The following is a 23,492-nucleotide window of genomic DNA, read 5'->3' as shown; positions in this document are numbered from 1 at the left end:
GGGGGGGCGGGGACCTCAGGAGCGCGAGGCCCTGAGGGGTGCGAGGCCTCTGGGCTGCGGCGACCCAGAGGCGGACCTCGGGGGCGCTGGGACCTCAGGGGTTCGATGACTCAGCGGCGGACCTCAGGGCCGCGGGGAACTGCGCGACCAGCCCCAACGAACCCGCACGCACCCACCGGGGGCCCGGGGGCCCGCCCCCGGTTTCGGGAAGGGGCGGGTCGGGCAACTGCGCCGCAGGCAGGCCGAGCCGGGCCCCACCGGCCTGGGGCACGCATCACCGCCCTGCGCCGGACCCCACCGGCCGGGGCCCCTGGGCTCGACCGGGCTGGGCCACAGGGCTCACGGCCTTGCCCCCTGCACTCCACGGGCCTGCGCCGGACCCCACCGGCCAGGCCCGCCACCGGCGAGGCCCGCCACCGGCGAGGCCCGCCGACGACCAGGCCCGCCGTGCTCCATCGGCGTGGGTGCGGGGCCTCACCGGCCTGGGGCTGGTGCCGCCGGCCAGGTCCGCCGGGCTTCACCGGCCCGAGGCTCGCTCCACCGCCCCAGCCCGCGAGCTCCGGCCCCGCCCCGGACCCCCTACCACCGATCCCGGTGAACAACCTCCGCGATCGGCCTCCTCCGTACCGCCCCGAAGTTCCCCTTGGGCCACCCCACCGGGATCACCGCGAAGGTCCCCATGTCCTCCGGAATCCCCAGCGCCGCCTTCCACTCCGGTTCCAGCATCAAATGCCAGATGGTGATGTTCGCCGCCAGCCCCAACCCCCGCGCCGCCAACAGCAGGTTCTGCACCCCGGGGTACACGCACGACCCCTCCGCCAACGACTGGAACCGCACCTGGGTCGCCCCCATGTGCTGCAACCCCTCCGCCCCCAGCGCCGCCGCCGAGGCCGCCAGGCCCTCCTCGTCGATCCTCGGCGCGGGGAACTGGTAGCACGGAATCACCAGCGCCGGAGTCTGTGCGAAGTGGTCCCGCTGGTAGCGGATCGCGTCGACCATCCGCCCGTACGCCGCCTCGTCCATCCCCTCCGGGGCGAACTTCCCGGTGGTCGCCAGATACGCGTCCACGCACCGCTCCCACAGCGGCGCCAGCTTCGCCATCACCGCGGGGTCCGTCACCACGACGTACTCGAAGCGCTGCATGTTCCCGCCGCTCGGCCCCCACACGGCGGCCTGTATCAGCCGGTCGAGCAGCTCGTCCGGCACCGGATCGGGCTTCAGCCGGCGCATCGCGCGCATGGTGGACATGGTTTCGAAGAGGGCCGGGTCAACCCCACTGGCCTGCGCATCAGTTGTCATGATCGCGGAGTGTACGGCGCCCACCGCGACCCGCCTCCACCACCTCCCGTCCCGACCATCTCCCCCCTCACGCCGGCGGCAGCCGGAACGCGTCCAGCGCCAGCGTCATCTCCGTGAGGTCCCGCGGCCGTGACAACGACCGCGACGTCAACTGCTCCAACCGCCGCAGCCGGTTGAACACCGTGTTCCGGTGGCAGTACAGCCGCGTCGCCGCCCGCCCCGCCGACCCCTCCGCCACCAGCCACGCGTCCAGCGTCTCCAGCAGCACCGCCCGGTCGCCCGGATCGAGTTCGAGCAGCGGACCGAACACCTCCGCCACCAGCCGCGCCGCCAGCTCCGGCTGGCCGACCACCAGCGCCGTCGGCAGCCGCTCGTCCAGCCGGACGATCCGGGGCGCGTCGGCGAGATCCGGCGAGCTGCACGCCCAGGTCCGCAGCGCCGTCTCGGCCAGCCGGAGCGCGAGCCCCAACTCACCGAGACCGGCCACCACCGGACTCATCCCGCCCGGCCCCGCCCGCCGCCGCTCCAGTTCGGCGGCCAGCTCCGCGAGGCCCGTGTCGGGGCCGAGGGCCACCACGGCCACCTCGTACTCCGTCCGCATCCGCCAGAAGAACCGCATCCCGGCCGCCGCCGTCATCCGGTGGAACTGCTCGCGCCCACCGGAGCGTTCGACCCGCAGTGCCACCACCGCGTACCGCCCCTGCTCGGGCAGATCGAGCCCGGCCGCCGCCTGCGCGATGAGCGCGGCAGCCGGCGCCTGCCCCTCCAGGAGGGCGTCGAGCAGGGCCTGGACCCGCTCGTCGGTACGTCGGTGCATGTCCTCCTCCGTGCTCCGGTACGCGTCGGCGACCGTCGCCGCCTGCCGGTCCATCGCCGCCCACACCTGGGCCGCCGTGTGCACCAGGACCGGCAGCGACTCCGGGTCCGTCTCCCGTACGGTCTCCAGCAGCTCCTCCCACACGAGGTAGCCCGCCTTGCGGTAGGCGTGCAGCAACAGGTCCAGCGAGAGGCCCTGTTCGGCCCGCCGTCTGCCGAGCTGTTCGGCGTACTCCAGGTCGCGGCGTGGAGCGGATCTGGGGGCGGCGATGCCCTCGATCCCGTACTTCAGCGCCTCGTTGATCTGCTCCCAGTGTTCGTCTGCCGGTACGGCGATGTCGTATTGCGGGGAGTGCGAGCGCAGCTTGCCGATGAGCAGGTCAGTGAGGTGCCCGGTCTTCTCGATGAGCACCTCCGACGCGCTCGCCAGCACCGACCACTCGCGATCCGTGCGTGCTCTGCGGCCACTCATGACCGGTGAGGATGCCACCGTCCGGGCCTGGTGGACAGACCCTTTGTGCCCGAGCACAACGCTCGCCGCCCGCCGCTGGTCATCGGCAGCGATTCCGGCATACCCGCTGGACGGTTACACGTGTCAACTGTTGATCTGTGGGCCATCGGGTCAGCAAGGGTCACCAGGGCCCGGCTGGGAGGAGGTTGGTCCATGGGTTCTCCCACGGATACCGGCGGCGCAGGGACTGCCGCCGCGTCGGCGTCCGCGCTGGAGGTGAGGGGCCTGTCCGTCGGGTACGGCCCGGTGCGCGCCCTGAGCGGGGTCTCGCTCGATGTGCCCGCCGGTGCGGTGGTCGCCGTGCTCGGCGGCAACGGAGCGGGCAAGTCCACTCTGCTGCGGGCGATTTCGCGCACCCTCGGATACCACCGGGGCGCGGTCACCACCGGCAGCATCGGCTACGGGGGGCGCGATCTGGGCGGTACCAGTGCCGCCCGGGTGGTCGCCGCCGGGATCGTCCAGGTCCCGGAAGGCCGGCAGGTGTTCTCCCGGATGACGGTCGCCGACAACCTCCGGGCGGGGGCGCTGGGCGCCTCCGGCGGACGCCAGGCCACGCGTGAAGCCCTCGCCCGGGTCCATGAACTCTTCCCCGTACTCGCCGACCGCGCCCGCCAGCACGCGGGCCTGCTCTCCGGCGGGGAACAGCAAATGCTCGCCATGGGAAGGGCGCTGATGTCCGCACCCCGCCTCCTGCTGCTCGACGAACCCTCCCTCGGCCTGGCCCCGCTGATGGCCGCCCGGATCGCCGAGACCATCCAGCACATCAACTCCACCGGCACCTCGGTCCTCCTGGTCGAGCAGAACGCGGCCCTCGCGCTGCGGCTCGCCACCACGGCGTACGTCCTGGACGTCGGCGAGGTCGCCCTGCACGGGCCGGCTGCCGAACTCGCCGCCTCCGACGAGGTGCGCCGCCGCTATCTGGGCGTCGTCGACGAGGCGGCGGCCGAGGACGCGGGCCGGGCGCAGACCGTGGCCCCGACGCTGAGCAGGTGGACCGCATGACCGAGACCCGTAGTGACGCGGCCCTCCAGGTCACCGACGTCACCGTCAGGTTCGCCGGACTCACCGCCCTCGACCAGGTCTCCTTCACCGTCGAACCCGGCAGTGTGCACGCCGTCATCGGCCCCAACGGGGCGGGGAAGTCCACCTGCTTCAACGTCCTGTCCGGCGTCTGCCGGCCCGCGTCGGGATCCGTCCGCTTCGGCGGGGCCGAACTGACCGGCCTGCCCCCGCACCGGGTCGCCGCCCTCGGCGTCGCCCGCACCTTCCAGAACCTGGCGCTCCCCCCGATGGCCACCGTCACCGACAGCCTGATGCTCGGCCGCCACCGCCTCACCCGCGCCGGGTTCCTGGCCACCGGACTGCGACTTCCCTCCGCCGCCCGCGAGGCACGTCAACACCTCGACCGGGTGCGGGAGATCGCCGACTTCGTCGGGCTCGCCGACGACCTCGACCGGCCCGCCGGAGTCCTCCCGTACGGAAAGCAGAAACTCGTCGAGCTCGCCCGCGCCCTGTGCATGGAACCGCGACTGCTCCTCCTGGACGAGCCCGTCGCGGGCATGACCGCCGACGAAAGGCGCGCCACCGCCGCCGTCGTCGCGGGCGTCCGGGACAGCCTCGGCATCTCGATCGTCCTGGTGGAACACGACATGGGGGTGGTGATGCGGCTCGCGGACGCGGTGACCGTACTCGACTTCGGCAAACGCATCGCGGGCGGCACTCCCGCCGACGTACAGAACGATCCGGCCGTCATCGAGGCCTATCTGGGAGCTCCCACACCATGACGACCTTCGTCGAACTCCTCTTCGGCGGCCTCTCCATGGGAGCCGTCTACGCCCTCATCGCCCTCGGCTTCGTGGTCATCTTCAAGGCCACCGAGGTCGTCAACTTCGCGCACGCCTCACTACTGCTGGCGGGCGGCTACCTCACCGCCGTGCTCCACGACGACCTCGGCTTCTGGTTCGCCCTCGCCGTCGGCATCGCGGGCGCGGCGGCCGTCGGCGCCGCGGTGGAATTCCTGGTGATGCGCCGCTACCGGGGCAGCGACCACAGCGTCCTGGCCATCGTCACCATCGGGGTCGACATCCTCCTGGTCACCGAACTGACCCGCCGGATCGGGACCCGGGTGCTGTCACCCGGCGACCCCTGGGGCGACAAGGTCGTCACGGTCGGCTCGATCTCCATGGCCCAGACCCGCATCGCGGCCCTGATCGCGGCGGGCCTGCTGATCGCCGCCTTCCTGCTCGCCTTCCGCTACACCTCCTGGGGCGTGGCGATGCGCGCCGCCGCCGAGAACCCGCAGACGGCGGCCCTGATGGGGATACGTCTGGGCAGGGTCTCCCTCTCCGCCTGGGCGGTCGCGGGCGCACTCGCCGCCGTCGCCGCACTGTTCCTGACCGTCTTCCCGACCCCGGGACTCGAACGCGCCACCTCGCTCGCCGCGATGAAGGCCTTCCCGGCCGCCATCCTCGGCGGACTCGACTCCACCACGGGCGCGCTCGCGGGCGGACTGATCGTCGGCGTGGTCGAATCGCTGGCCACCGGCTACCAGAGCGACCTCTCCTTCCTCGGCCGGGGCATCGGCGATCTCGCCCCGTACCTGGTGATGGTGGCGGTCCTGCTGATCCGCCCGGCGGGCCTCTTCGGCACGAAGGAGCCGGCCCGTGTCTGACACCGAATCCGCCACCGCACCGCGCGTCGAGCCGGTGGCCGCCCCCGCGCCCGCCCCTGCGGGCCGCTGGCGGACCCCCAAGCCGTACCTCTGGACCGCCTTCGCCGTCCTCCTGCTCGCGCTGCCCTTCTATCTGGACCGCTCCTGGCTCCAGGCCGGACTGTTCGCCATGGCCGCCGCCATCGCCGCGATCGGACTCAACCTCCTCACCGGCGCCACCGGCCAGCTCTCCATGGGCCACGCCTTCTTCCTCGCGGTCGGTGCCTACAGCTACTGCATTCTGGCCGCCGACAGCGAAGGCATCGGAAGTGAGCGCTCACTCACCGGCTTCGGCCTGCCCGGATGGCTCGCCGTCCTCCTCGCGGTCGGCATCTCCGGCATCGCGGGCGGCCTCTTCAGCCCCATCGCGGGACGGCTGCGCGGCGCCTACCTCGGCATCGCCACCCTCGCCCTGATCTTCATCGGGCAGCACGTCCTGTTCAACGCCCGCGACCTCACCGGCGGCTTCAACGGCCGCACCGTGCCGCCGCTCTCCCTCTTCGGCGTCGACTTCGACGACTCGCAGACCGTCGTCATGAACGTCCCCTTCGAGTCGACGGAGAAGCTCTGGTACGTCGCCCTGGCCGCCCTCCTGCTCTGCGCCCTCTTCGCCCGCGGCATCCTGCGCGGACGGCCGGGGCGCGCGATGAACGCCATCCGCGACCACCGCATCGCCGCCGGAGTGATGGGCGTACCGGTGGCCCGCTACCGGGCGTCCGTCTTCGTCCTGTCCTCGATGTACGCCGGCCTCGCCGGGGTGCTGCTCGCCCTGGTCTTCCAGCGGACCGTCCCCGAGTACTTCGGGATGGTCCTCTCCCTGGAGTTCCTGGCAATGATCGTCATCGGGGGACTGGGGTCGGTGCGCGGCGCGGTGATCGGCGCGGCCTTCGTCTCCCTGCTGCCCCAGCTCCTCACCCGCTACAGCGATTCCCTGCCCCTGGTCACCGCCCCCGGCACCGGCGTGGGCGGTATCGCACCCGGTGAGGCGGCCCGCTATCTGTACGGCGCCGCGGTCGTCGCCGTGGTCCTGTTCCTGCCGGGCGGACTCTCCCGCCTCCGGCTGTCCCCGCTGCGTTTCGGCAAGCCGCGAAAGGGCTCGAAATGAAGGTACGTACCGTACGCAAGTCCCGCACCCGCGTCACCGTCCTGACCACCGCCCTGGCCCTCACGCTCGCCGTCACCGGATGCAGCAGCAAGGCGGGCACCGGCAGCACGGGCAAGGAGGATGCCAAGGGGATCAAGACCGGTGACGGCGTCACCGACAAGACCATCCCGCTCGGCCTGCTCACCGACCTGACCGGCGTCTACGCCTCCCTCGGCAAGAGCATCACGCAGGCCCAGCAGCTCTGGGCCAAGGAGGTCAACGCGGCCGGCGGCATCTGCGGCCGGAAGATCGAACTCGTGGTGCGCGACCACGGGTACGACCCGCAGAAGGCGATCTCGGCCTACACCGAGCTGGAGAGCCAGGTGATCGGCTTCCCCCAGTTCATCGGCTCGCCCTTCGTCGCCGCCGTGATGAAGCGCGTCGACACCCAGGACAAGGGCCTGGTTCTCCCGCAGGCCTGGTCCGCGTCGCTGCTCGGCAGTCCGTACGTCCGCGTCATCGGCGCCACCTACGACGTCGAGACCATCAATGTGATCGACTACCTCCTCACCCAGAAGCGCATCGCCAAGGGCGACAAGATCGGCCATGTCTACTTCGAGGGCGACTACGGCGAGAACGCCCTGGAAGGCTCCAAGTTCGCCGCGGAGAAAGCCGGGTTGACGGTCGTCGAGCAGAAGATCAAACCGACCGACAACGACATGTCGGGCCAGGTCACCGCCCTCAAGAAGGCCGGCGTCAAGGCCATCGTGGTCAGCGCGGGCCCGCGACAGGCGGCCTCCCTGGTCGGCGTCGCGGCGGCCGGAAAGTTCAATGTCCCGGTCGTCGGCAACAACTCCGCCTTCGCACCCCAACTCCTCGCCACCCCGGCCGGCCCCGCCCTGATGAAGGACTACTACGTGGCCGCCTCCACCCTCCCGATCGGCTCCCCGGAGTCCGCCCCCGCCGCCCTCGCCAAGTCCTATGCGGCGGCCTACCCCAAGGACGGCCTCGACAACGGCGTCGTCGCCGGTTACTCGGCGGGCAAGGTCTACGGCGAGGCCCTCACCAAGGCCTGCGCGGAGAAGAACCTCACCCGGGCGGGCATCGGGAAGGCGCTGCTGACGATGAAGTCCTTCGACAACGGCTTCGGAATCACCCACGACTTCTCCAACCCGCTGGGCCCCTCCACCCGCCAGTCCGTGATCATGAAGCCGGACGCGAAGGTCCCGGGCGGTCTCAAGGTGGTACAGCCCGCGACCACCTCCAAGACGGCAGAGGAGTTCAAAGCCGGCTCCTGACCCCCGAGCCGACCACCCGCCCGCCCCGGGGCACCCTCTCCCTGCCATGCTTTGCCCCGGGCGGCGGGACCACCCCCTCACGGCGTTACCCCCCCCGCCCGCTTGGGCGGCGGGGCCGCCCCCCGGGGGCGGAACGGGCGGGCGAGGGGGCGGCCCCCCCCACGGAGTCCCACCCGCCCCGACCCACCCCGACCCCGGTTCACTCGCCCGCGAGGAGACCCGCTGCGCCGGGCCAGTTCCTCCCGCCCCACCGCAGCAGCCCACCGCCCCCCGCGAATTCCTGCCGCTGTCAGTGCCGGCGTCTAGGGTCACCCCATGCCTTCGGACACCGCCAACACGCCCGCCCCGCAGCCCCAGACGGCCACCGCCCACCCCGCTGACAGCCACGGCCTCATTCAGGTCCGCGGCGCCCGCGAGAACAACCTGCGCAACGTCTCCGTCGACCTGCCCAAGCGCCGCCTCACCGTGTTCACCGGAGTCTCCGGATCCGGTAAGTCCTCGCTGGTCTTCGGCACCGTCGCCGCCGAGTCGCAGCGGCTGATCAACGAGACCTACACGGCGTTCCTCCAGTCCTTCATGCCGAGCCTCGGCCGCCCCGACGTCGACGGGCTGCTCAACCTCAGCGCCGCGATCGTCGTCGACCAGGAGCGGATGGGCGCCAACTCCCGTTCCACGGTGGGCACCGCCACCGACGCGTACGCCATGCTGCGCATCGTCTTCAGCCGGATCGGCAGCCCGCAGATCGGCGGCGCGGGCGCCTTCAGCTTCAACGTCCCCGAAGGCATGTGCCCGCGCTGCGAAGGCATCGGCCAGGTCTCCGACATCGCCGTCGACCAGCTCGTCGACCGGGAGAAGTCCCTCAACGAGGGCGCCATCACCGTCCCCGGCTTCGCCGTGGACTCCTGGCCCTGGCAGATCATGGTCAACTCCGGCTTCTACGACCCGGACAAGAAGCTCGCCGACTTCACCGAGCAGGAGTGGGCCGACTTCCTCCACAAGCCGCAGGTGAAGGTCCGCGTCGGCAAGAACAACTTCACCTACGAGGGCCTGATCGTCCGCGTCCAGCGCACGATCCTGGTCAAGGACCGCGACTCGATGCAGGCCCCCACCAAGGCCTTCGTCGACCGTGCGGTGGTCTTCGCGGACTGTCCCGACTGCGGCGGTACGAGGCTGACGCAGGCGGCGCTCTCCTCGAAGATCGCCGGGGTGAACATCGCGGAATGCTCGTCGATGCAGATCAGCGACCTGGCCCAGTTCGTCCGGGGCATCGTCGACCCCGGTGTCGCCCCGCTCCTGGCCAGCCTCCGCGACCTCCTCGACTCGCTCGTCGAGATCGGTCTCGGCTACCTCAGCCTGGACCGCCCGGCCGGCACCTTGTCCGGCGGCGAGGCCCAGCGCGTCAAGATGGTCCGCCACCTCGGCTCCTCGCTCACCGACGTGACGTACATCTTCGACGAACCCACCACCGGTCTGCACCCGCACGACATCCAGCGCATGAACGACCTGCTGCTGCGCCTGCGCGACAAGGGCAACACCGTCCTGGTCGTCGAGCACAAGCCCGAGGTCATCCGCATCGCCGACCACATCGTCGACCTCGGCCCCGGCGCGGGCGAGGCGGGCGGCGAGCTCTGCTACAGCGGCGACGTGGCAGGCCTGCGTACGTCGGGAACCCTGACCGGCGACCACCTCGCCCACCGCACCGAACTGCGCACGGAGGTACGCCGCCCGACCGGCCGGCTCTCCATCAGGAACGCCACCCAGCACAACCTCCGCGACGTCAGCGTGGACATTCCCACCGGTGTGCTCACCGTGGTCACCGGCGTCGCGGGCTCCGGCAAGAGCTCCCTCATTCACGGGAACCTGCCCGGCCGCGAAGGCATCGTGGTCGCCGACCAGTCCCCGATCCGGGGCTCCCGCCGCTCCAACCCGGCCACCTACACAGGTCTGTTGACCCCCATCCGCAACGCCTTCGCCAAGGCCAACGGGGTCAAGGCCGCCCTCTTCAGCGCCAACTCCGAAGGCGCCTGCCCGCACTGCAACGGCCTGGGGCTGGTCTACACGGACCTCGCGATGATGGCCGGCGTGGCCTCCGTCTGCGAGGTCTGCGGCGGCAAGCGCTTCACCGCCGAAGTCCTCGCGTACACGCTGAACGGCAAGAACATCAGCGAGGTCCTGGGCATGTCGGTGACCGAGGCCCACGACTTCTTCACCACCGGCCAGTCCCGCACCCTGCTCTCCCGCCTCATGGACGTCGGCCTCGGCTACCTCCGCCTCGGCCAGCCCCTGAACACCCTCTCCGGCGGTGAACGCCAGCGGATCAAGCTCGCCATCCACATGGCCGAGAAGGCCGCCACCTACGTCCTGGACGAGCCGACCACCGGCCTGCACATGGCCGACGTCGACAAGCTCCTCGCCCTCCTGGACCGCCTGGTCGACGACGGCAACACGGTCATCGTCATCGAGCACCACCAGGCGGTCATGGCCCACGCTGACTGGCTGATCGACCTGGGCCCCGGCGGCGGCCACGCCGGCGGCCAGGTGGTCTTCACCGGGACCCCGGAAGAGCTCGTCACCAAGGGGGACACCCTGACCGCCCAGCACCTGCGGGAGTACGTCGAGGCGGAGCGCGTCTGATCCCACCGGGAAATACCTGTCGTGGCCGTGACAGAAAAACTCTTCCGAGCGCCGAGATGTCCCTCCGATGGCCGAGAAGAAAGCGGTGGGAAATGGTCTCGGGTGCTCGCGCTGTATTTCCGTGCTACTGTCGATCTCAGTTGCAGTTGTGGTTCCCAAAGCTTTTATTTCCGGCTTACGCCGGGCGGGGCAATCATCACGGCGACACGGGTTCCACGCAGTGTGGCATCCGGGTACTGCCCCAAGGAGATTTGACATGGCTACTGGCACCGTGAAGTGGTTCAACGCGGAAAAGGGCTTCGGCTTCATCGAGCAGGACGGCGGCGGCGCTGACGTCTTCGCCCACTACTCGAACATCGCCGCCCAGGGCTTCCGCGAGCTCCAGGAAGGCCAGAAGGTGAACTTCGACGTCACGCAGGGCCAGAAGGGCCCGCAGGCCGAGAACATCACCCCCGCCTAAGCATCACAGGCAAGCATCACGCAGCTGGGGCCCGCACCTTGGGGTGCGGGCCCCAGCTCGTTGCGTTTCCGGGCCAGGCTGTGTCTCGCCTCCCGGTCCCCCCGGTGTTTACCCCCGGGGCGCTCCACTGACTTTTTGAATTCGCCGCAATTTTCGACCGTTTGGTCGAACGGCTTGATATTCGAACGGCCAGAATTCATTTTCGTATTTCCGGCCCGTTCCTGCGATTCCATGCGGCATTCACCTGCTTTCCGCCGCCCGGAATTCCTCGATACGAGCCGTATCGAGGAAAGGTTCCGCATGGACCGCACCATCCGTTCCGCCCGTACTCCCCGTAGCAACGACCGCTACTCCCGCACCGGTTCCTCCGGTGGTTCCACCGGCTCCGCGGGCTCCGGCCGCGGCGGCTACCGCTCCGCCCCCGCCAACCGCTCCCGCTCCGGCGGCGGTTACGGACGGCGTCCCGCGGCGGTGCAGGGCGAGTTCGCCCTGCCGGTGACCGTGACCCCGCCGCTGCCCGCCGTCGAGGCCTTCGCCGATCTGGAGATGCCCGAGCAGCTGCTCGCCGCGCTGGCCGTCCAGGGGGTGAGCGTGCCGTTCCCGATCCAGGGCGCCACCCTCCCCAACTCCCTCGCCGGGCGCGACGTACTCGGCCGCGGCCGGACCGGCTCCGGCAAGACCCTCGCCTTCGGCCTGGCGCTGCTCGCCCGCACCGCCGGCCGGCGCGCCGAGCCGCGCCAGCCGCTGGCCCTGATCCTGGTGCCGACCCGCGAGCTGGCCCAGCAGGTCACCGACGCGCTCGCCCCGTACGCCCGCTCCTTGCGGCTGCGGCTGACCACCGTCGTCGGCGGCATGTCCATCGGCCGCCAGGCGCACCAGCTGCGCGGCGGCGCCGAGGTCGTCGTCGCCACGCCGGGCCGGCTGAAGGACCTCATCGAACGCCGCGACTGTGCCCTGGACCAGGTGGAGATCACCGTCCTCGACGAGGCCGACCAGATGGCGGACATGGGCTTCATGCCGCAGGTCACCGAGCTCCTCGACATGGTGCGCGCCGACGGTCAGCGGATGCTGTTCTCCGCCACCCTCGACCGCAATGTCGACCTGCTGGTGCGCCGCTACCTGAACGACCCGGTGGTCCACTCGGTCGACCCGTCGGCCGGCGCGGTCACCACCATGGAGCACCACGTGCTGCATGTGCACGGCACCGACAAGCACGCGACCACCACCGAGATCGCGGCCCGCGACGGCCGGGTGATCATGTTCCTGGACACCAAGCACGCGGTCGACAAGCTCACCGACCACCTGCTCAACAGCGGGGTCCGCGCGGCGGCGCTGCACGGCGGCAAGTCGCAGCCGCAGCGCACCCGCACCCTGGAGCAGTTCAAGACCGGCCATGTCACCGTGCTGGTGGCGACCAATGTCGCGGCTCGCGGCATCCACGTCGACAACCTCGACCTGGTCGTCAACGTGGACCCGCCGAGCGATCACAAGGACTACCTGCACCGCGGCGGCCGTACCGCCAGGGCGGGGGAGTCCGGCAGCGTCGTCACCCTGGTGACACCCAACCAGCGCCGCGACATGACCCGGCTGATGCACGCCGCCGGCATCACCCCGCAGACCACCCAAGTGCGCGCCGGTGAGGCGGAGCTGAGCCGGATCACCGGGGCCAAGGCGCCTTCCGGGGTGCCGGTCGTCATCTCCTCACCGGTCTCCGAGCGGCCCAAGCGGGGCGGCTCCGGTGCCCGTGGGCGCCGTCGTCCCTCGCAGGCGCGGCGCTCCGGCGGAGCCCCGCAGCAGGCCTCGGCCCGCAACGCCGCCTGACGTTCCTCCGTACCGACCGCCCAGTCAACGCTCCATCCCTCCCACCTTGTTGAGGCACCATGCGTGTAGTCATCGCCCGCTTCCCCTTCGAGCTGGTCAAGAGTGAAGTGCAGGACGCGATGAAGGGCGTCAAGCCCGAACCCGTCACCACGGGTGAGTCCGTCACGATCAACCGCCGCACCTACCCCGTCAAGCAGGTCGGTGAGGTCATCACCCGCCAGGACCGCCGGGACTTCACCGCCGGTGAGGTGGTGCGCGCACTGAACCGCCTGGGCTTCACCTGCCGCGACACCCAGGCTGCGGCGCCCGCTCCGGCGCTCACCCCGCTGGAGACGGCGTCGAACCTGCTGGGGTCGGCGGCGCACGTCTGAGTGGACGGTCGGACCGGACCGTAGGAACGGACCGTGGGTGGGGGCGGCTTGCGCTGGGGCGCGGGCCGCCCCCACTGCCGTAATGCCGCAACCCTCGCCGTCGTCCACCGGGGCCCCACCGTCACATCCGGGGCCCCGCCCATGCGGTGGAACTGGCCCTCGATAGGGTCTGGTTCCATGCCGGAATCATGGGTCAATTCCGCCGAACGCATCGGTGCGGACCTCCACTTGAACCTCTCCGCCGACCGGGGCAGCCGACAGGCCGTCCTCAGTCGCGCGCTGCGCGAGGCGATCCGGGAGGGCAGGCTCGCGCCCGGCACCCGGCTGCCGCCCTACCGTTCGCTCGCCGCCGACCTCGGCATCGCACGCAACACGGTCGCCTCCTCCTACGCGGAACTGGTCGCGGAGGGCTGGCTCGCCGCCCGCCAGGGCTCCGGCACCCGGGTCGCCGAGCGGGCCGCCCCGCCCAGGCCCGTACGCACCGCGAAGAAGAACCCACCGGCCCCGCCCCGCCCCGCCCACGATCTGCGCCAGGGGCAGCCGGACGCCGCCTCCTTCCCCCGGACCGCCTGGCTCGCCGCGTCCCGGCGGGCGCTGACCGCCGCGCCGCACGAGGCGTTCGGCCCCGGTGACCCGCAGGGCCGCATCGAGCTGCGGCGGGCCCTCACCGAGTACCTGGCCCGGGCCCGGGGTGTGCGGACCACCGCCGACCGCATCGTCATCTGCTCGGGCTTCGCCCATGCGCTGCGGCTGCTGTTCGGCGGTGTGCTGCGCGGTCCGCTGGCGGTGGAGGAGTACGGGCTGCCTTTCCACAGGGGGCTGTTGAGTGCGGCAGGCGTACGGACCGTACCGCTGTCCATTGACGAACAAGGCGCGCGCACGGGGGAGTTGGTGGCGCTCAAGGGGGTGAGGGCGGCGCTGCTCACCCCGGCGCACCAGTTTCCGACCGGTGGGCCGCTGCACTCGGAGCGGCGGGCTGCGGTGGTGGACTGGGCGCGGTCGCAGCAGGCGCTGGTGCTGGAGGACGACTACGACGGGGAGTTCCGGTACGACCGCGAGCCGCTGGGGGCGGTGCAGGGGCTGGATCCCGAGCGGGTGATCTACCTGGGGTCGGTGAGCAAGAGTCTGTCGCCGGCGGTGCGGCTGGGGTGGATGGTGCTGCCGGAGCATCTGGTGGGGCAGGTCCTGGAGGTGAAGGGGCAGCGGGAGGCGTGGGCGAGCGTGCTCGATCAGCTCACGCTCGCGGACTTCCTCACCTCCGGGCACTACGACCGGCATGTGCGGCGGATGCGGCAGAGCTACCGAGGGCGGAGGGATCAACTGGTCGCGGCGCTGGGTGCGCAGGCGCCGCATGTGCACCCCACCGGCATCGCGGCCGGGCTGCACGCGGTGCTGCGGCTGCCGCCGGGCACCGAGGGGGAGGTGCTGCGGGCCGCCGCGCACCAGGGGCTGGCACTCGACAGCCTGGCGGGGTTCCGTCACCCGGACGCGGTGGCTCCGGCGCCGGACGGGCTGGTCGTGGGGTACGCGACGCCGCCGGACCATGCCTACAGGGCGGCCGTGGACGCTCTGTGCAGGGCCTTGGGGCCGGGACCTGAGGCCTGAGTCCTGAGCCCTCTCGGCGGAGAGGACGCCGGCCGCCCGGCTTTCGACACCCCAGCCACCCCGCCCGCCCCGCCCGCCTTGGCCACCGCGGCCTCACCGGCCGGGTCCAGTTCCCGCAGGGCGTCCTCACACCGCCCGGGTCCGCCGCCACCCAGAGTCCGTTGCCCAGTGGTCCGAACCCCTCGAAGCCCCACTGCTGCTCCACCGGAGCCCGGTCGCGCCAGGAATCGGGCGGGACCCGCAGCAGCAGTTGCTGCCACTCGCCCCGCCACGGGGTCTCCTCGACCGCCCGCTCCAGCCGTCGGGTCCACGCCGTGACCAGGGTGACCAGCTGAGGGCCGAGCGTCAGCCGGGCGTACCGCCCCGACACCTCGGTGCGCAGCCGGCCCTCCCGGGCGAGCCGGGGTGACCGCACGCCGCGCCGTCGCCTCTTCCGTACCGCAGGTGCACAGGGCGCCGACGACCGCCCGGGACCACAGCCGCCCGCTTCGGTGCGCACGCGGTCGTCGACCCGGCGGACCGGGATCCCTTCGACGCCCGGGGGGGAGGAGGAGGAGGCCGCCGAACCGGGGCAGGCACTCACGGTGCCGGAGTGCTCGGGCCGGGCCGGGATGCTGGAGGCGATCCTGCCGAAGGCCCCGCATCAAGGTCCTGGTGCGCCCGGGGCCGGACGGGGAGGGCATCCACCTGTCGGGGGGCTCCCCGGGTGCCGCGAGCCCCGCAGGCGTCCACCTGACGCCTCTGAGGACCACACGAAAGAGGGCCCCGGGTCGGTTTAACCGACCTGGGGCCCTCCTTCACGTAGGTACTGCTCACGCGAGCGCTACGGCAGCTGTGCCGCCCGCGTCTCGCGCCGGTTGCCGCGGAACGTGTTCACGCGACGCGCGGTGGCGAACAGCGGAATGACCGCGCCCATGACCACCTGGAGCGCACAGCCGGTCTGCAGGAGCAGCTGACCGCCGGGGGCGTCGAACGCCCACGCCGCCAGCAGGCCCATCGCGCCGATGATCCAGCTCAGCATCGCGACCGCGAGCACGCCGCGCGGCTTGGGGTACTCGACCCGGCTCACCATCAGCCACGCCACGCCCAGCACCGCGAGCAGTGTCGGGACGAAGGGCAGCTCCAGGAGCACGATCGAGACGACCGTGAGCGCACCGAAGGGGCTCGGCATGCCCTGGAACATGCCGTCCTTCATCACGACCACGGAGAATCTGGCCAACCGCATGATCACCGCGAGTAGCACGACGATCGCGGCCAGTGCGGCCACCTTCTGCTGTGCGTCCTCCGCGACCATTCCGTACACCAGCACGAAGTAGGCCGGGGCGAGCCCGAAGCTGATCAGGTCGGACAGGTTGTCCAGCTCCGCGCCCATCGGCGAGCTGCGCAGCTTGCGGGCCACCAGGCCGTCGCACAGGTCGAAGATCGCGGCGAGGAGCATGAGGATCACGGCGGTGGCGGCGCTGTTGCGCGCCATGCCGGACTCCTGGCTGCCCTGGAGGTGCGGGATCAGGATTCCGGTGGTGGTGAAGTACACCGCCATGAAGCCGCACGTCGCGTTACCGAGGGTGAGGGTGTCCGCTATCGACAACCTCAGACTGAGCGGCATGTCCTCCGCGTCGTCCTCGGCGTCGGCCTCCGGAACCCAGCCGGCCTGTGTCTCTGGATCAGTCACGGTCAATTCGAGTCACCCCCGCGGTAGTCGTTTGGCCCACCTCGACCGCGACCTCGACACCTTCCGGAAGGTAGATGTCCACCCGCGATCCGAAGCGGATCAGCCCGATCCGCTCACCCTGCTCGACCTTGGTCCCCTGCGGGAGGTACGGCACGATGCGGCGGGCCACAGCGCCTGCGATCTGCACCATCTCGATGTCACCGAGTTCGGTGTCGAAGTGCCAGACAACGCGCTCGTTGTTCTCGCTCTCCTTGTTGAACGCCGGGACGAAGCCGCCGGGCACGTGCTCGACGGACGTCACCGTGCCGGCCAGCGGCGCACGGTTGACGTGCACGTTCAGCGGGCTCATGAAGATCGCGACGCGGGTACGCCCGTCCTTCCAGGGCATGATGCTCTGCACCACACCGTCGGCCGGCGAGATGACCCGTCCCTGGGTGATCTCGCGCTCGGGGTCGCGGAAGAACCACAGCATGCCCGCCGCGAGCGCGGTGGTGGGGACGGCTGCGGCGGCCCAGCGGCCGGACTTGCGCGCCTTGACCACGGTGAGGGCCGCGGTCGCGACGGTCGGCAGGAGCCACGGCGATGCTCCGCGAGCAAGGCGGCCCTTGGGGATGAGACCCGAGGAGACGCCGTCGCGTGGTGCAGAGGTTTTGCTGTGGGGCATGGAAGACCTTCGTAGCGGATGATGCCGCGCGGAGACGGGGGAGACGGCGGCTTTCCGGCGATGGTATCGGTTGCGGGGTGCAACTGGGCAAGCCGGAAAGCGAGTCAGAGGCCGGAAGACGATGACAGGGTGTGATCTTCTTCGCGTTGAAATCTACGCAAAGCGAACATTCAGCCCTGGAATCGATATTCCTCCAACAGGCGCCTTCCAATGATCATTTTCTGGATCTCGGCGGTACCTTCACCGATCAGCAGCATGGGTGCCTCGCGGTAGAGGCGCTCGATTTCGTACTCCTTGGAGAAGCCGTACCCGCCGTGAATGCGGAAGGCGTCCTCGACGACCTCCTTGCAGTACTCGGAGGCCAGGTACTTGGCCATCCCTGCTTCGAGGTCGTTTCGTTCCCCGCTGTCCTTTTTGCGTGCTGCGTTAACCATCATCGCATGGGCGGCTTCGACCTTGGTGGCCATCTCGGCCAGCTTGAACTGGATCGCCTGGTGCTGGGCGATCGGCTTGCCGAAGGTGTGGCGCTGCTGGGCGTACGAAACCCCCAGCTCGAAGGCACGCTGAGCTACCCCGCAGCCACGTGCTGCGACGTTCACCCGGCCGACCTCGACACCGTCCATCATTTGGTAAAACCCTCGGCCGGTGGTCCCGCCGAGCACGCGATTGGCCGGAATGCGCAGTCCGTCCATGATCAGCTCGGTGGTGTCAACGCCCTTGTATCCCATTTTGTCGATCTTGCCGGGAATGGTGAGACCTGGGCGGACTTCGCCGAATCCCGCTTCCTTCTCGACCAGGAACGTCGTCATCGACTTGTGCGGGGCAGTGCCCTCGGGGTGTCCCTCGTCACTGCGGCACAGCACCGCCACCAGCGTGGAGGTGCCGCCGTTGGTCAGCCACATCTTCTGGCCGTTGAGCACGTATTCGTCGCCGTCGCGCACGCCCTTGGACGAGATCGCCGACACGTCGGAACCGAGCGCCGGCTCCGACATCGAGAACGCGCCGCGCACCTCGCCGAGCGCCATCCGGGGCAGGAAGGTGTCCTTCTGCTCCTGCGTTCCGTGCTGCTTGAGCATGTACGCCACGATGAAGTGGGTGTTGATGATTCCGGACACACTCATCCAGCCCCGTGCGATCTCTTCCACACAGAGCGCGTATGTGAGAAGGGACTCACCCAGGCCCCCGTACTCCTCGGGGATCATCAGGCCGAACAGGCCCAGCTCCTTGAGCCCTTCGACGATCTCCGTCGGGTACTCGTCGCGGTGCTCCAGCTGCGTCGCGACCGGGATGATCTCCTTGTCGACGAAGTTCCGCACGGTGGACAGGATTTCCTGCTGTACGTCGTTCAGACCGGCGGTCTGGGCGAGACGGGCCATGGCTACTTCTCCTTGAGCTTCACGCGGCTAGGAAAGCGGTTCGGGGCGGCCCGGCTGCTCGCCGCCGCGCTCCTTGATGTACGTCTCGGTGGGGACCATGACCTTGCGGCGGAACACGCAGACGACCGTGCCGTCCTGCTTGTAGCCCTTGGTCTCCACATAGACGATTCCCCGGTCGCTCTTGGACCTTGAGGGCGTCTTGTCGAGCACGACGGTCTCGCCATAGAGGGTGTCGCCGTGGAAGGTCGGCGCGATGTGCTTCAGCGACTCGACCTCCAGGTTGGCGATCGCCTTGCCCGAGACGTCCGGCACCGACATGCCCAGCAGCAGCGAGTAGATGTAGTTGCCGACGACGACGTTCTTGCCGAAGTCGGTGGTCTTCTGGGCGTAGTTGGCGTCCATGTGGAGCGGGTGGTGGTTCATGGTGAGCAGGCAGAACAGGTGGTCGTCGTACTCGGTGACCGTCTTGCCGGGCCAGTGCTTGTAGACAGCGCCGACCTCGAACTCCTCGTAGGTGCGTCCGAACTGCATGGTGATCAGGCCTCCGGGGCTTCGAACTTCGAGGTGCGCCGCATGCCGGCCGCCCGGCCCTTGCCCGAGATCACCAGCGCCATCTTGCGGCTGGCCTCGTCGATCATCTCGTCGCCGAGCATCGCGGAGCCCTTCTTGCCGCCCGCTTCCGAGGTGTAGAAGTCGTACGCGTCGAGAATCAGCTCGGCGTGGTCGAAGTCTTCCTGGGACGGCGAGAAGATCTCGTTCGACGCCTCGACCTGGCCCGGGTGCAGCACCCACTTGCCGTCGAAGCCGAGGGCCGCGGCGCGCTTCGCGACCTCGCGGTAGCCGTCCACGTTGCGGATCTGGAGGTAGGGGCCGTCGATCGCCTGGAGGTCGTTGGCGCGGGCCGCCATCAGGATCTTCATCAGGATGTAGTGGTAGGCGTCGGCGCCGTAACCGGGCGGCTGCTCGCCGACGACCAGGGTCTTCATGTTGATCGACGCCATGAAGTCGGCCGGGCCGAAGATGATCGCCTCGGTGCGGGGGGAGGCCTCCGCGATGGCGTTCACGTTGTTGAGACCGCGGGCGTTCTCGATCTGCGCCTCGATGCCGATCTTTCCGACCTCGAAGCCCATGGTCTTCTCGATCTGGGTGAGGAGCAGGTCGAGTGCGACGATCTGCTGGGCGTCCTGGACCTTCGGCAGCATGATGCAGTCGAGGTTCGGGCCGGCGCCCTCCACGACGGTGACCACGTCGCGGTACGTCCACTCGGTCGTCCAGTCGTTGACCCGGACCACGCGCGTCTTGCCGGTCCAGTCGCCCTCGTTGAGGAACTTCACGATGGTGTGCCGCGCCTCGGGCTTGGCGAGCGGGGCGCAGGCGTCCTCCAGGTCGAGGAAGACCTGGTCGGCGGGGAGGCCCTGGGCCTTCTCCAGGAAGCGCGGGTTCGACCCGGGGACCGCGAGACACGAGCGGCGGGGGCGAAGGCGATTGACGGTCATGCGAGGACCTCCAGAGGGTCGAGCTTGTTCGCGGTACGGATCTCGTCGACGATACGGCCGATGATCTCCGTGATCCCGAAGTCCTTCGGGGTGAAGACGGCGGCGACTCCCGCACGCTTCAGTTCGGTGGCGTCGGCGCTCGGGATGATCCCGCCGACGATGACGGGCAGCTCGGGTGCGCCGGCCTCCCGCAGACGTACCAGCACGTCCGGCACCAGCTCCGAGTGCGAGCCGGACAGGATCGACAGGCCCACGCAGTGCACGTCCTCCGCGAGGGCGGCGTCCACGATCTGCTCCGGGGTGAGCCGGATGCCCTGGTAGACCACCTCGAAGCCGGCGTCGCGGGCGCGTACGGCGATCTGCTCGGCCCCGTTGGAATGCCCGTCGAGGCCGGGCTTCCCGACCAGCAGCCGCAGCCGCCCGGACCCCAGCTCGTCCGCGGTCCGACGGACCTTTTCCCGTACGAGGGCCAACGGCGTCCCCGGCTCGGCCGTGACCGCGACCGGGGCCGACGAGACGCCCGTCGGGGCGCGGAACTCGCCGAAGACCTCGCGCAGCGCGTGCGACCACTCGCCGGTGGTGACACCCGCGCGCACGCACTCCAGGGTGGCTTCCATCAGGTTCTCGTCGCTGCGGGCGGCGTCCTGCAGCATGTCCAGGGCCTGGGCGCTGGACGGGAAGACCAGCGGATCGCCCATGCCCTGGCGCTCGTTGGCCTGCTCGCGGGTGGTGCGCCACTCCCCGAGAGCGGCCACCACACGGGCCTCGACGGCCGGGTCGACCGTCATGATCGCGGTGTCCAGGTCCGAGGTGAGCGGGCTGGGCTCGGTCGCCTCGTAGGAGTTGACCCCGACGATCTTCTCCTCGCCGGACTCGATCCGGGCGCGACGCAGCGCGTGCGAGGCGACCAGCTCCGACTTGAGGTAGCCGGACTCGACGGCCGCGAGCGCGCCGCCCATCTCCTGGATGCGGTCGATCTCGGTCAGGCACTCCTCGACGAGCGAGTCGACCTTGGCCTCGATGACGTGCGAGCCCGCGAAGATGTCCTCGTATTCGAGGAGGTCCGACTCCAGGGCCAGGACCTGCTGGATGCGCAGGGACCACTGCTGGTCCCAGGGGCGGGGAAGACCCAACGCCTCGTTCCAGGCGGGGAGTTGGACCGCGCGGGCGCGGGCGTCCTTGGAGAGGGTGACGCCCAGCATTTCGAGGACGATGCGCTGGACGTTGTTCTCCGGCTGGGCCTCGGTCAGGCCGAGGGAGTTGACCTGCACGCCGTAGCGGAAGCGGCGCTGCTTGGCGTTCTCGATTCCGTACCGCTCCCGCGTGATCTTGTCCCAGATGCGGCCGAAGGCGCGCATCTTGCACATCTCCTCGATGAAGCGGACGCCCGCGTTCACGAAGAACGAGATGCGGGCGACCACATCGCCCCGGCGGTCGTCCGGGATCTGGCCCGAGGCGAACACCGAGTCGAGCACGGCGATCGCGGTGGACATCGCGTAGGCGATCTCCTGGACGGGCGTGGCTCCTGCCTCCTGGAGGTGGTAGGAGCAGATGTTGATCGGGTTCCACTTGGGGATGTTGTTGACCGTGTAGCAGATCATGTCGGTCGTCAGGCGGAGGCTGGGACCCGGCGGGAAGACGTGCGTCCCGCGCGACAGGTACTCCTTGACGATGTCGTTCTGCGTCGTGCCCTGGAGCCGGGTGATGTCCGCGCCCTGCTCCTCGGCGACCACCTGGTACATGGCGAGCAGCCACATGGCCGTGGCGTTGATCGTCATCGAGGTGTTCATCTGCTCCAGCGGGATGTCCTGGAACAGCCGCCGCATGTCGCCGAGATGGGACACCGGGACCCCGACCCGGCCCACCTCGCCGCGGGCGAGGATGTGGTCCGGGTCGTAGCCGGTCTGGGTGGGCAGGTCGAAGGCGACCGAGAGGCCGGTCTGGCCCTTGGCGAGGTTGTTGCGGTAGAGCGCGTTGGAGGCTTCGGCGGTGGAGTGGCCGGCGTAGGTCCGCATGAGCCAGGGGCGGTCCTTGGGCCGGGCTTCCCGGGGGCCCGTCATTAGATGTCCCGGAAGCGGTTGATGGCGTCGAGGTGGGTCTCGCGCATCTCGTGGTTGCGGACGCCCAGGCCCTCACGGGGGGCGAGTGCGAGGACGCCGACCTTGCCCTGGTGGAGGTTGCGGTGGACGTCGTACGCGGCCTGGCCGGTGTCCTCCAGCGAGTACACCCGCGACAGCGTCGGGTGGATCTTGCCCTTGGCGATCAGGCGGTTGGCCTCCCACGCCTCGCGGTAGTTGGCGAAGTGCGAGCCGACGATCTTCTTGAGCGACATCCACAGGTAGCGGTTGTCGTACTCGTGGGTGTAGCCGGAGGTCGAGGCGCAGGTGACGATCGTGCCGCCCTTGCGGGTGACGTAGACCGAAGCGCCGAAGGTCTCGCGGCCCGGGTGCTCGAAGACGATGTCCACGTCCTCGCCGCCGGTCAGTTCACGGATGCGCTTGCCGAAGCGCTTCCACTCGCGCGGGTCCTGCTCGTGCTCGTTCTTCCAGAACTTGTAGCCCTCGGCGTTGCGGTCGATGATCGCATCGGCGCCCATCGACCGGCAGATGTCGGCCTTCTGGTCGCTGGAGACCACACAGATCGGGTTGGCGCCACCGGCCAGCGCGAACTGCGTGGCGTAGGAGCCGAGTCCGCCGCTGGCGCCCCAGATCAGGACGTTGTCGCCCTGCTTCATGCCGGCGCCGTTGCGGGAGACCAGCTGGCGGTACGCCGTCGAGTTGACCAGGCCGGGGGACGCCGCCTCCTCCCAGCTGAGGTGGTCGGGCTTGGGCATCAGCTGGTTGGACTTGACGAGTGCGATCTCTGCCAGGCCGCCGAAGTTGGTCTCGAAGCCCCAGATGCGCTGCTCCGGGTCGAGCATCGTGTCGTTGTGGCCGTCGGAGGACTCAAGCTCGACGGAGAGGCAGTGGGCGACGACCTCGTCGCCGGGGTTCCAGGCGTTCACCCCGGGGCCGGTGCGCAGCACGACGCCCGCCAGGTCGGAGCCGATGATGTGGTACGGCAGGTCGTGACGCTTCGTCAACTCGCTGAGGCGACCGTAGCGTTCGAGGAAGCTGAAGGTCGAGACCGGCTCGAAGATCGAGGTCCAGACGGAGTTGTAGTTCACCGAGGAGGCCATGACCGCCACCAGGGCCTCGCCCGGACCGAGTTCGGGCACCGGCACGTCGTCCAGGTGGATGGACTTGCGCGGGTCCTTCTCGCGGGTGGTGAGCCCGGCGAACATCTCCGCCTCGTCCTTGTGCACGGTGATCGCGCGGTAGGACTCGGGGAGCGGCAGGGCTGCGTAGTCCGCGGCAGTCGCTTCCTGCGACTGGATCGCGTCCAGAATTTCCTTCACGGTGTGCCTCCGGCGGATGAGGTCTCCCCTGGTCGAGCGAAGCCGAGAGCCCGGGGAATGCTTTTGGGGAGCGCTGAGGGTTACGTCGGGGTGCTGAGGGTGGAGGTGTGCCGTCGGTTCGGCGGTGATGCGGGTGAAGTGGCGGCGCGGGGTGTGCGCGGGAGGTGCCTGTGACGCAGGCGGCCGGGTGGCGCACACCGGGAGGTGTGCGGGGACAGCCGCCGTACGAGAAGTTCTCCGTACGGCGGCCACCCGGACAACATCAACGTAATGGCACC

At 70.0% G+C, this 23,492-nt stretch carries 19 protein-coding genes; 10 read left to right on the top strand and 9 right to left on the bottom strand.

Features of this window, described 5'->3' with window-relative positions:
• Positions 1 to 579: 579 nt before the first annotated feature.
• Both ACIA73_RS29135 and ACIA73_RS29130 read right to left on the bottom strand, forming a co-directional pair.
• The gene (locus ACIA73_RS29135) at positions 580 to 1,299 is read right to left on the bottom strand and encodes a nitroreductase family protein (RefSeq protein WP_399441780.1); all 720 of its coding nucleotides are present in this window, start codon (positions 1,297 to 1,299) and stop codon (positions 580 to 582) included.
• A 67-nt stretch (positions 1,300 to 1,366) separates the two neighbouring features.
• Entirely contained in the window at positions 1,367 to 2,587 is a 1,221-nt protein-coding gene (locus ACIA73_RS29130; RefSeq protein WP_399441779.1) for a PucR family transcriptional regulator, read from the bottom strand.
• Between the two features lie 192 nt (positions 2,588 to 2,779).
• Here ACIA73_RS29130 and ACIA73_RS29125 point away from each other — a divergent pair, with 192 nt between their 5' ends.
• The 10 genes from ACIA73_RS29125 (at position 2,780) to ACIA73_RS29080 (ending at position 14,609) form a co-directional block, all read left to right on the top strand.
• Complete coding sequence (locus tag ACIA73_RS29125; protein WP_399441778.1) at positions 2,780 to 3,628, top strand: ABC transporter ATP-binding protein; 849 nt, start codon at positions 2,780 to 2,782, stop codon at positions 3,626 to 3,628.
• Positions 3,625 to 4,410 carry an ABC transporter ATP-binding protein gene (locus tag ACIA73_RS29120; RefSeq protein ID WP_399441777.1) on the top strand — a complete coding sequence of 262 codons (786 nt, stop codon included), beginning with the start codon at positions 3,625 to 3,627 and terminating at the stop codon, positions 4,408 to 4,410. The genes ACIA73_RS29125 and ACIA73_RS29120 overlap by 4 nt, the downstream gene beginning before the upstream one ends.
• Positions 4,407 to 5,297 carry a branched-chain amino acid ABC transporter permease gene (locus ACIA73_RS29115; RefSeq protein WP_399441776.1) on the top strand — a complete coding sequence of 297 codons (891 nt, stop codon included), beginning with the start codon at positions 4,407 to 4,409 and terminating at the stop codon, positions 5,295 to 5,297. Before ACIA73_RS29120 ends, ACIA73_RS29115 begins: the two co-directional genes overlap by 4 nt.
• Positions 5,290 to 6,441 carry a branched-chain amino acid ABC transporter permease gene (locus ACIA73_RS29110; RefSeq protein ID WP_399441775.1) on the top strand — a complete coding sequence of 384 codons (1,152 nt, stop codon included), beginning with the start codon at positions 5,290 to 5,292 and terminating at the stop codon, positions 6,439 to 6,441. Before ACIA73_RS29115 ends, ACIA73_RS29110 begins: the two co-directional genes overlap by 8 nt.
• Positions 6,438 to 7,718 (top strand): ABC transporter substrate-binding protein, encoded by a 1,281-nt coding sequence (locus ACIA73_RS29105; protein ID WP_399441774.1) that lies wholly within the window; start codon positions 6,438 to 6,440, stop codon positions 7,716 to 7,718. Before ACIA73_RS29110 ends, ACIA73_RS29105 begins: the two co-directional genes overlap by 4 nt.
• 315 nt (positions 7,719 to 8,033) lie before the next feature.
• Positions 8,034 to 10,352: an ATP-binding cassette domain-containing protein gene (locus tag ACIA73_RS29100; RefSeq protein ID WP_399441773.1), complete on the top strand. Its 2,319-nt coding sequence runs from the start codon at positions 8,034 to 8,036 to the stop codon at positions 10,350 to 10,352.
• A gap of 256 nt (positions 10,353 to 10,608) precedes the next feature.
• Complete coding sequence (locus tag ACIA73_RS29095; RefSeq protein ID WP_069572018.1) at positions 10,609 to 10,812, top strand: cold-shock protein; 204 nt, start codon at positions 10,609 to 10,611, stop codon at positions 10,810 to 10,812.
• A gap of 300 nt (positions 10,813 to 11,112) precedes the next feature.
• Positions 11,113 to 12,633, top strand: a complete 1,521-nt coding sequence (locus ACIA73_RS29090; RefSeq protein WP_399441772.1) for a DEAD/DEAH box helicase — start codon at positions 11,113 to 11,115, stop codon at positions 12,631 to 12,633.
• 59 nt (positions 12,634 to 12,692) lie between these two features.
• Positions 12,693 to 13,004 (top strand): SCO5918 family protein, encoded by a 312-nt coding sequence (locus ACIA73_RS29085; protein ID WP_399441771.1) that lies wholly within the window; start codon positions 12,693 to 12,695, stop codon positions 13,002 to 13,004.
• A gap of 177 nt (positions 13,005 to 13,181) precedes the next feature.
• On the top strand, positions 13,182 to 14,609 hold the full coding sequence (locus tag ACIA73_RS29080; RefSeq protein WP_399441769.1) for a PLP-dependent aminotransferase family protein: 1,428 nt from the start codon (positions 13,182 to 13,184) through the stop codon (positions 14,607 to 14,609).
• 823 nt (positions 14,610 to 15,432) lie between these two features.
• Here ACIA73_RS29080 and pssA read toward each other — a convergent pair.
• The 7 genes from pssA to ccrA form a co-directional block, all read right to left on the bottom strand.
• Positions 15,433 to 16,287, bottom strand: a complete 855-nt coding sequence (gene pssA / locus ACIA73_RS29075; RefSeq protein ID WP_399441767.1) for a CDP-diacylglycerol--serine O-phosphatidyltransferase — start codon at positions 16,285 to 16,287, stop codon at positions 15,433 to 15,435.
• A complete protein-coding gene (locus ACIA73_RS29070) occupies positions 16,274 to 16,945 on the bottom strand; it encodes a phosphatidylserine decarboxylase (protein ID WP_399441766.1) in 672 nt (223 codons plus the stop codon). The genes pssA and ACIA73_RS29070 overlap by 14 nt, the downstream gene beginning before the upstream one ends.
• A gap of 170 nt (positions 16,946 to 17,115) precedes the next feature.
• Positions 17,116 to 18,321 (bottom strand): acyl-CoA dehydrogenase family protein, encoded by a 1,206-nt coding sequence (locus tag ACIA73_RS29065; RefSeq protein ID WP_399441765.1) that lies wholly within the window; start codon positions 18,319 to 18,321, stop codon positions 17,116 to 17,118.
• A gap of 27 nt (positions 18,322 to 18,348) precedes the next feature.
• The gene (locus ACIA73_RS29060; protein WP_399441764.1) at positions 18,349 to 18,852 is read right to left on the bottom strand and encodes a MaoC family dehydratase; all 504 of its coding nucleotides are present in this window, start codon (positions 18,850 to 18,852) and stop codon (positions 18,349 to 18,351) included.
• Positions 18,853 to 18,857: 5 nt separating this feature from the next.
• Positions 18,858 to 19,817: an HpcH/HpaI aldolase/citrate lyase family protein gene (locus ACIA73_RS29055; RefSeq protein WP_399441763.1), complete on the bottom strand. Its 960-nt coding sequence runs from the start codon at positions 19,815 to 19,817 to the stop codon at positions 18,858 to 18,860.
• The gene (locus ACIA73_RS29050) at positions 19,814 to 21,832 is read right to left on the bottom strand and encodes a protein meaA (RefSeq protein ID WP_399441762.1); all 2,019 of its coding nucleotides are present in this window, start codon (positions 21,830 to 21,832) and stop codon (positions 19,814 to 19,816) included. The genes ACIA73_RS29055 and ACIA73_RS29050 overlap by 4 nt, the downstream gene beginning before the upstream one ends.
• A gap of 44 nt (positions 21,833 to 21,876) precedes the next feature.
• Complete coding sequence (ccrA, locus tag ACIA73_RS29045; RefSeq protein ID WP_399441761.1) at positions 21,877 to 23,214, bottom strand: crotonyl-CoA carboxylase/reductase; 1,338 nt, start codon at positions 23,212 to 23,214, stop codon at positions 21,877 to 21,879.
• Positions 23,215 to 23,492 lie beyond the last annotated feature (278 nt).

This window comes from Streptomyces sp. NPDC051561 (genome assembly GCF_044454195.1).
Classification (GTDB): Bacteria; Actinomycetota; Actinomycetes; order Streptomycetales; family Streptomycetaceae; genus Streptomyces.
The sequence above is the reverse complement of the archived record's forward strand: the minus strand, read 5'-3'. Positions and strand labels throughout refer to the sequence as shown.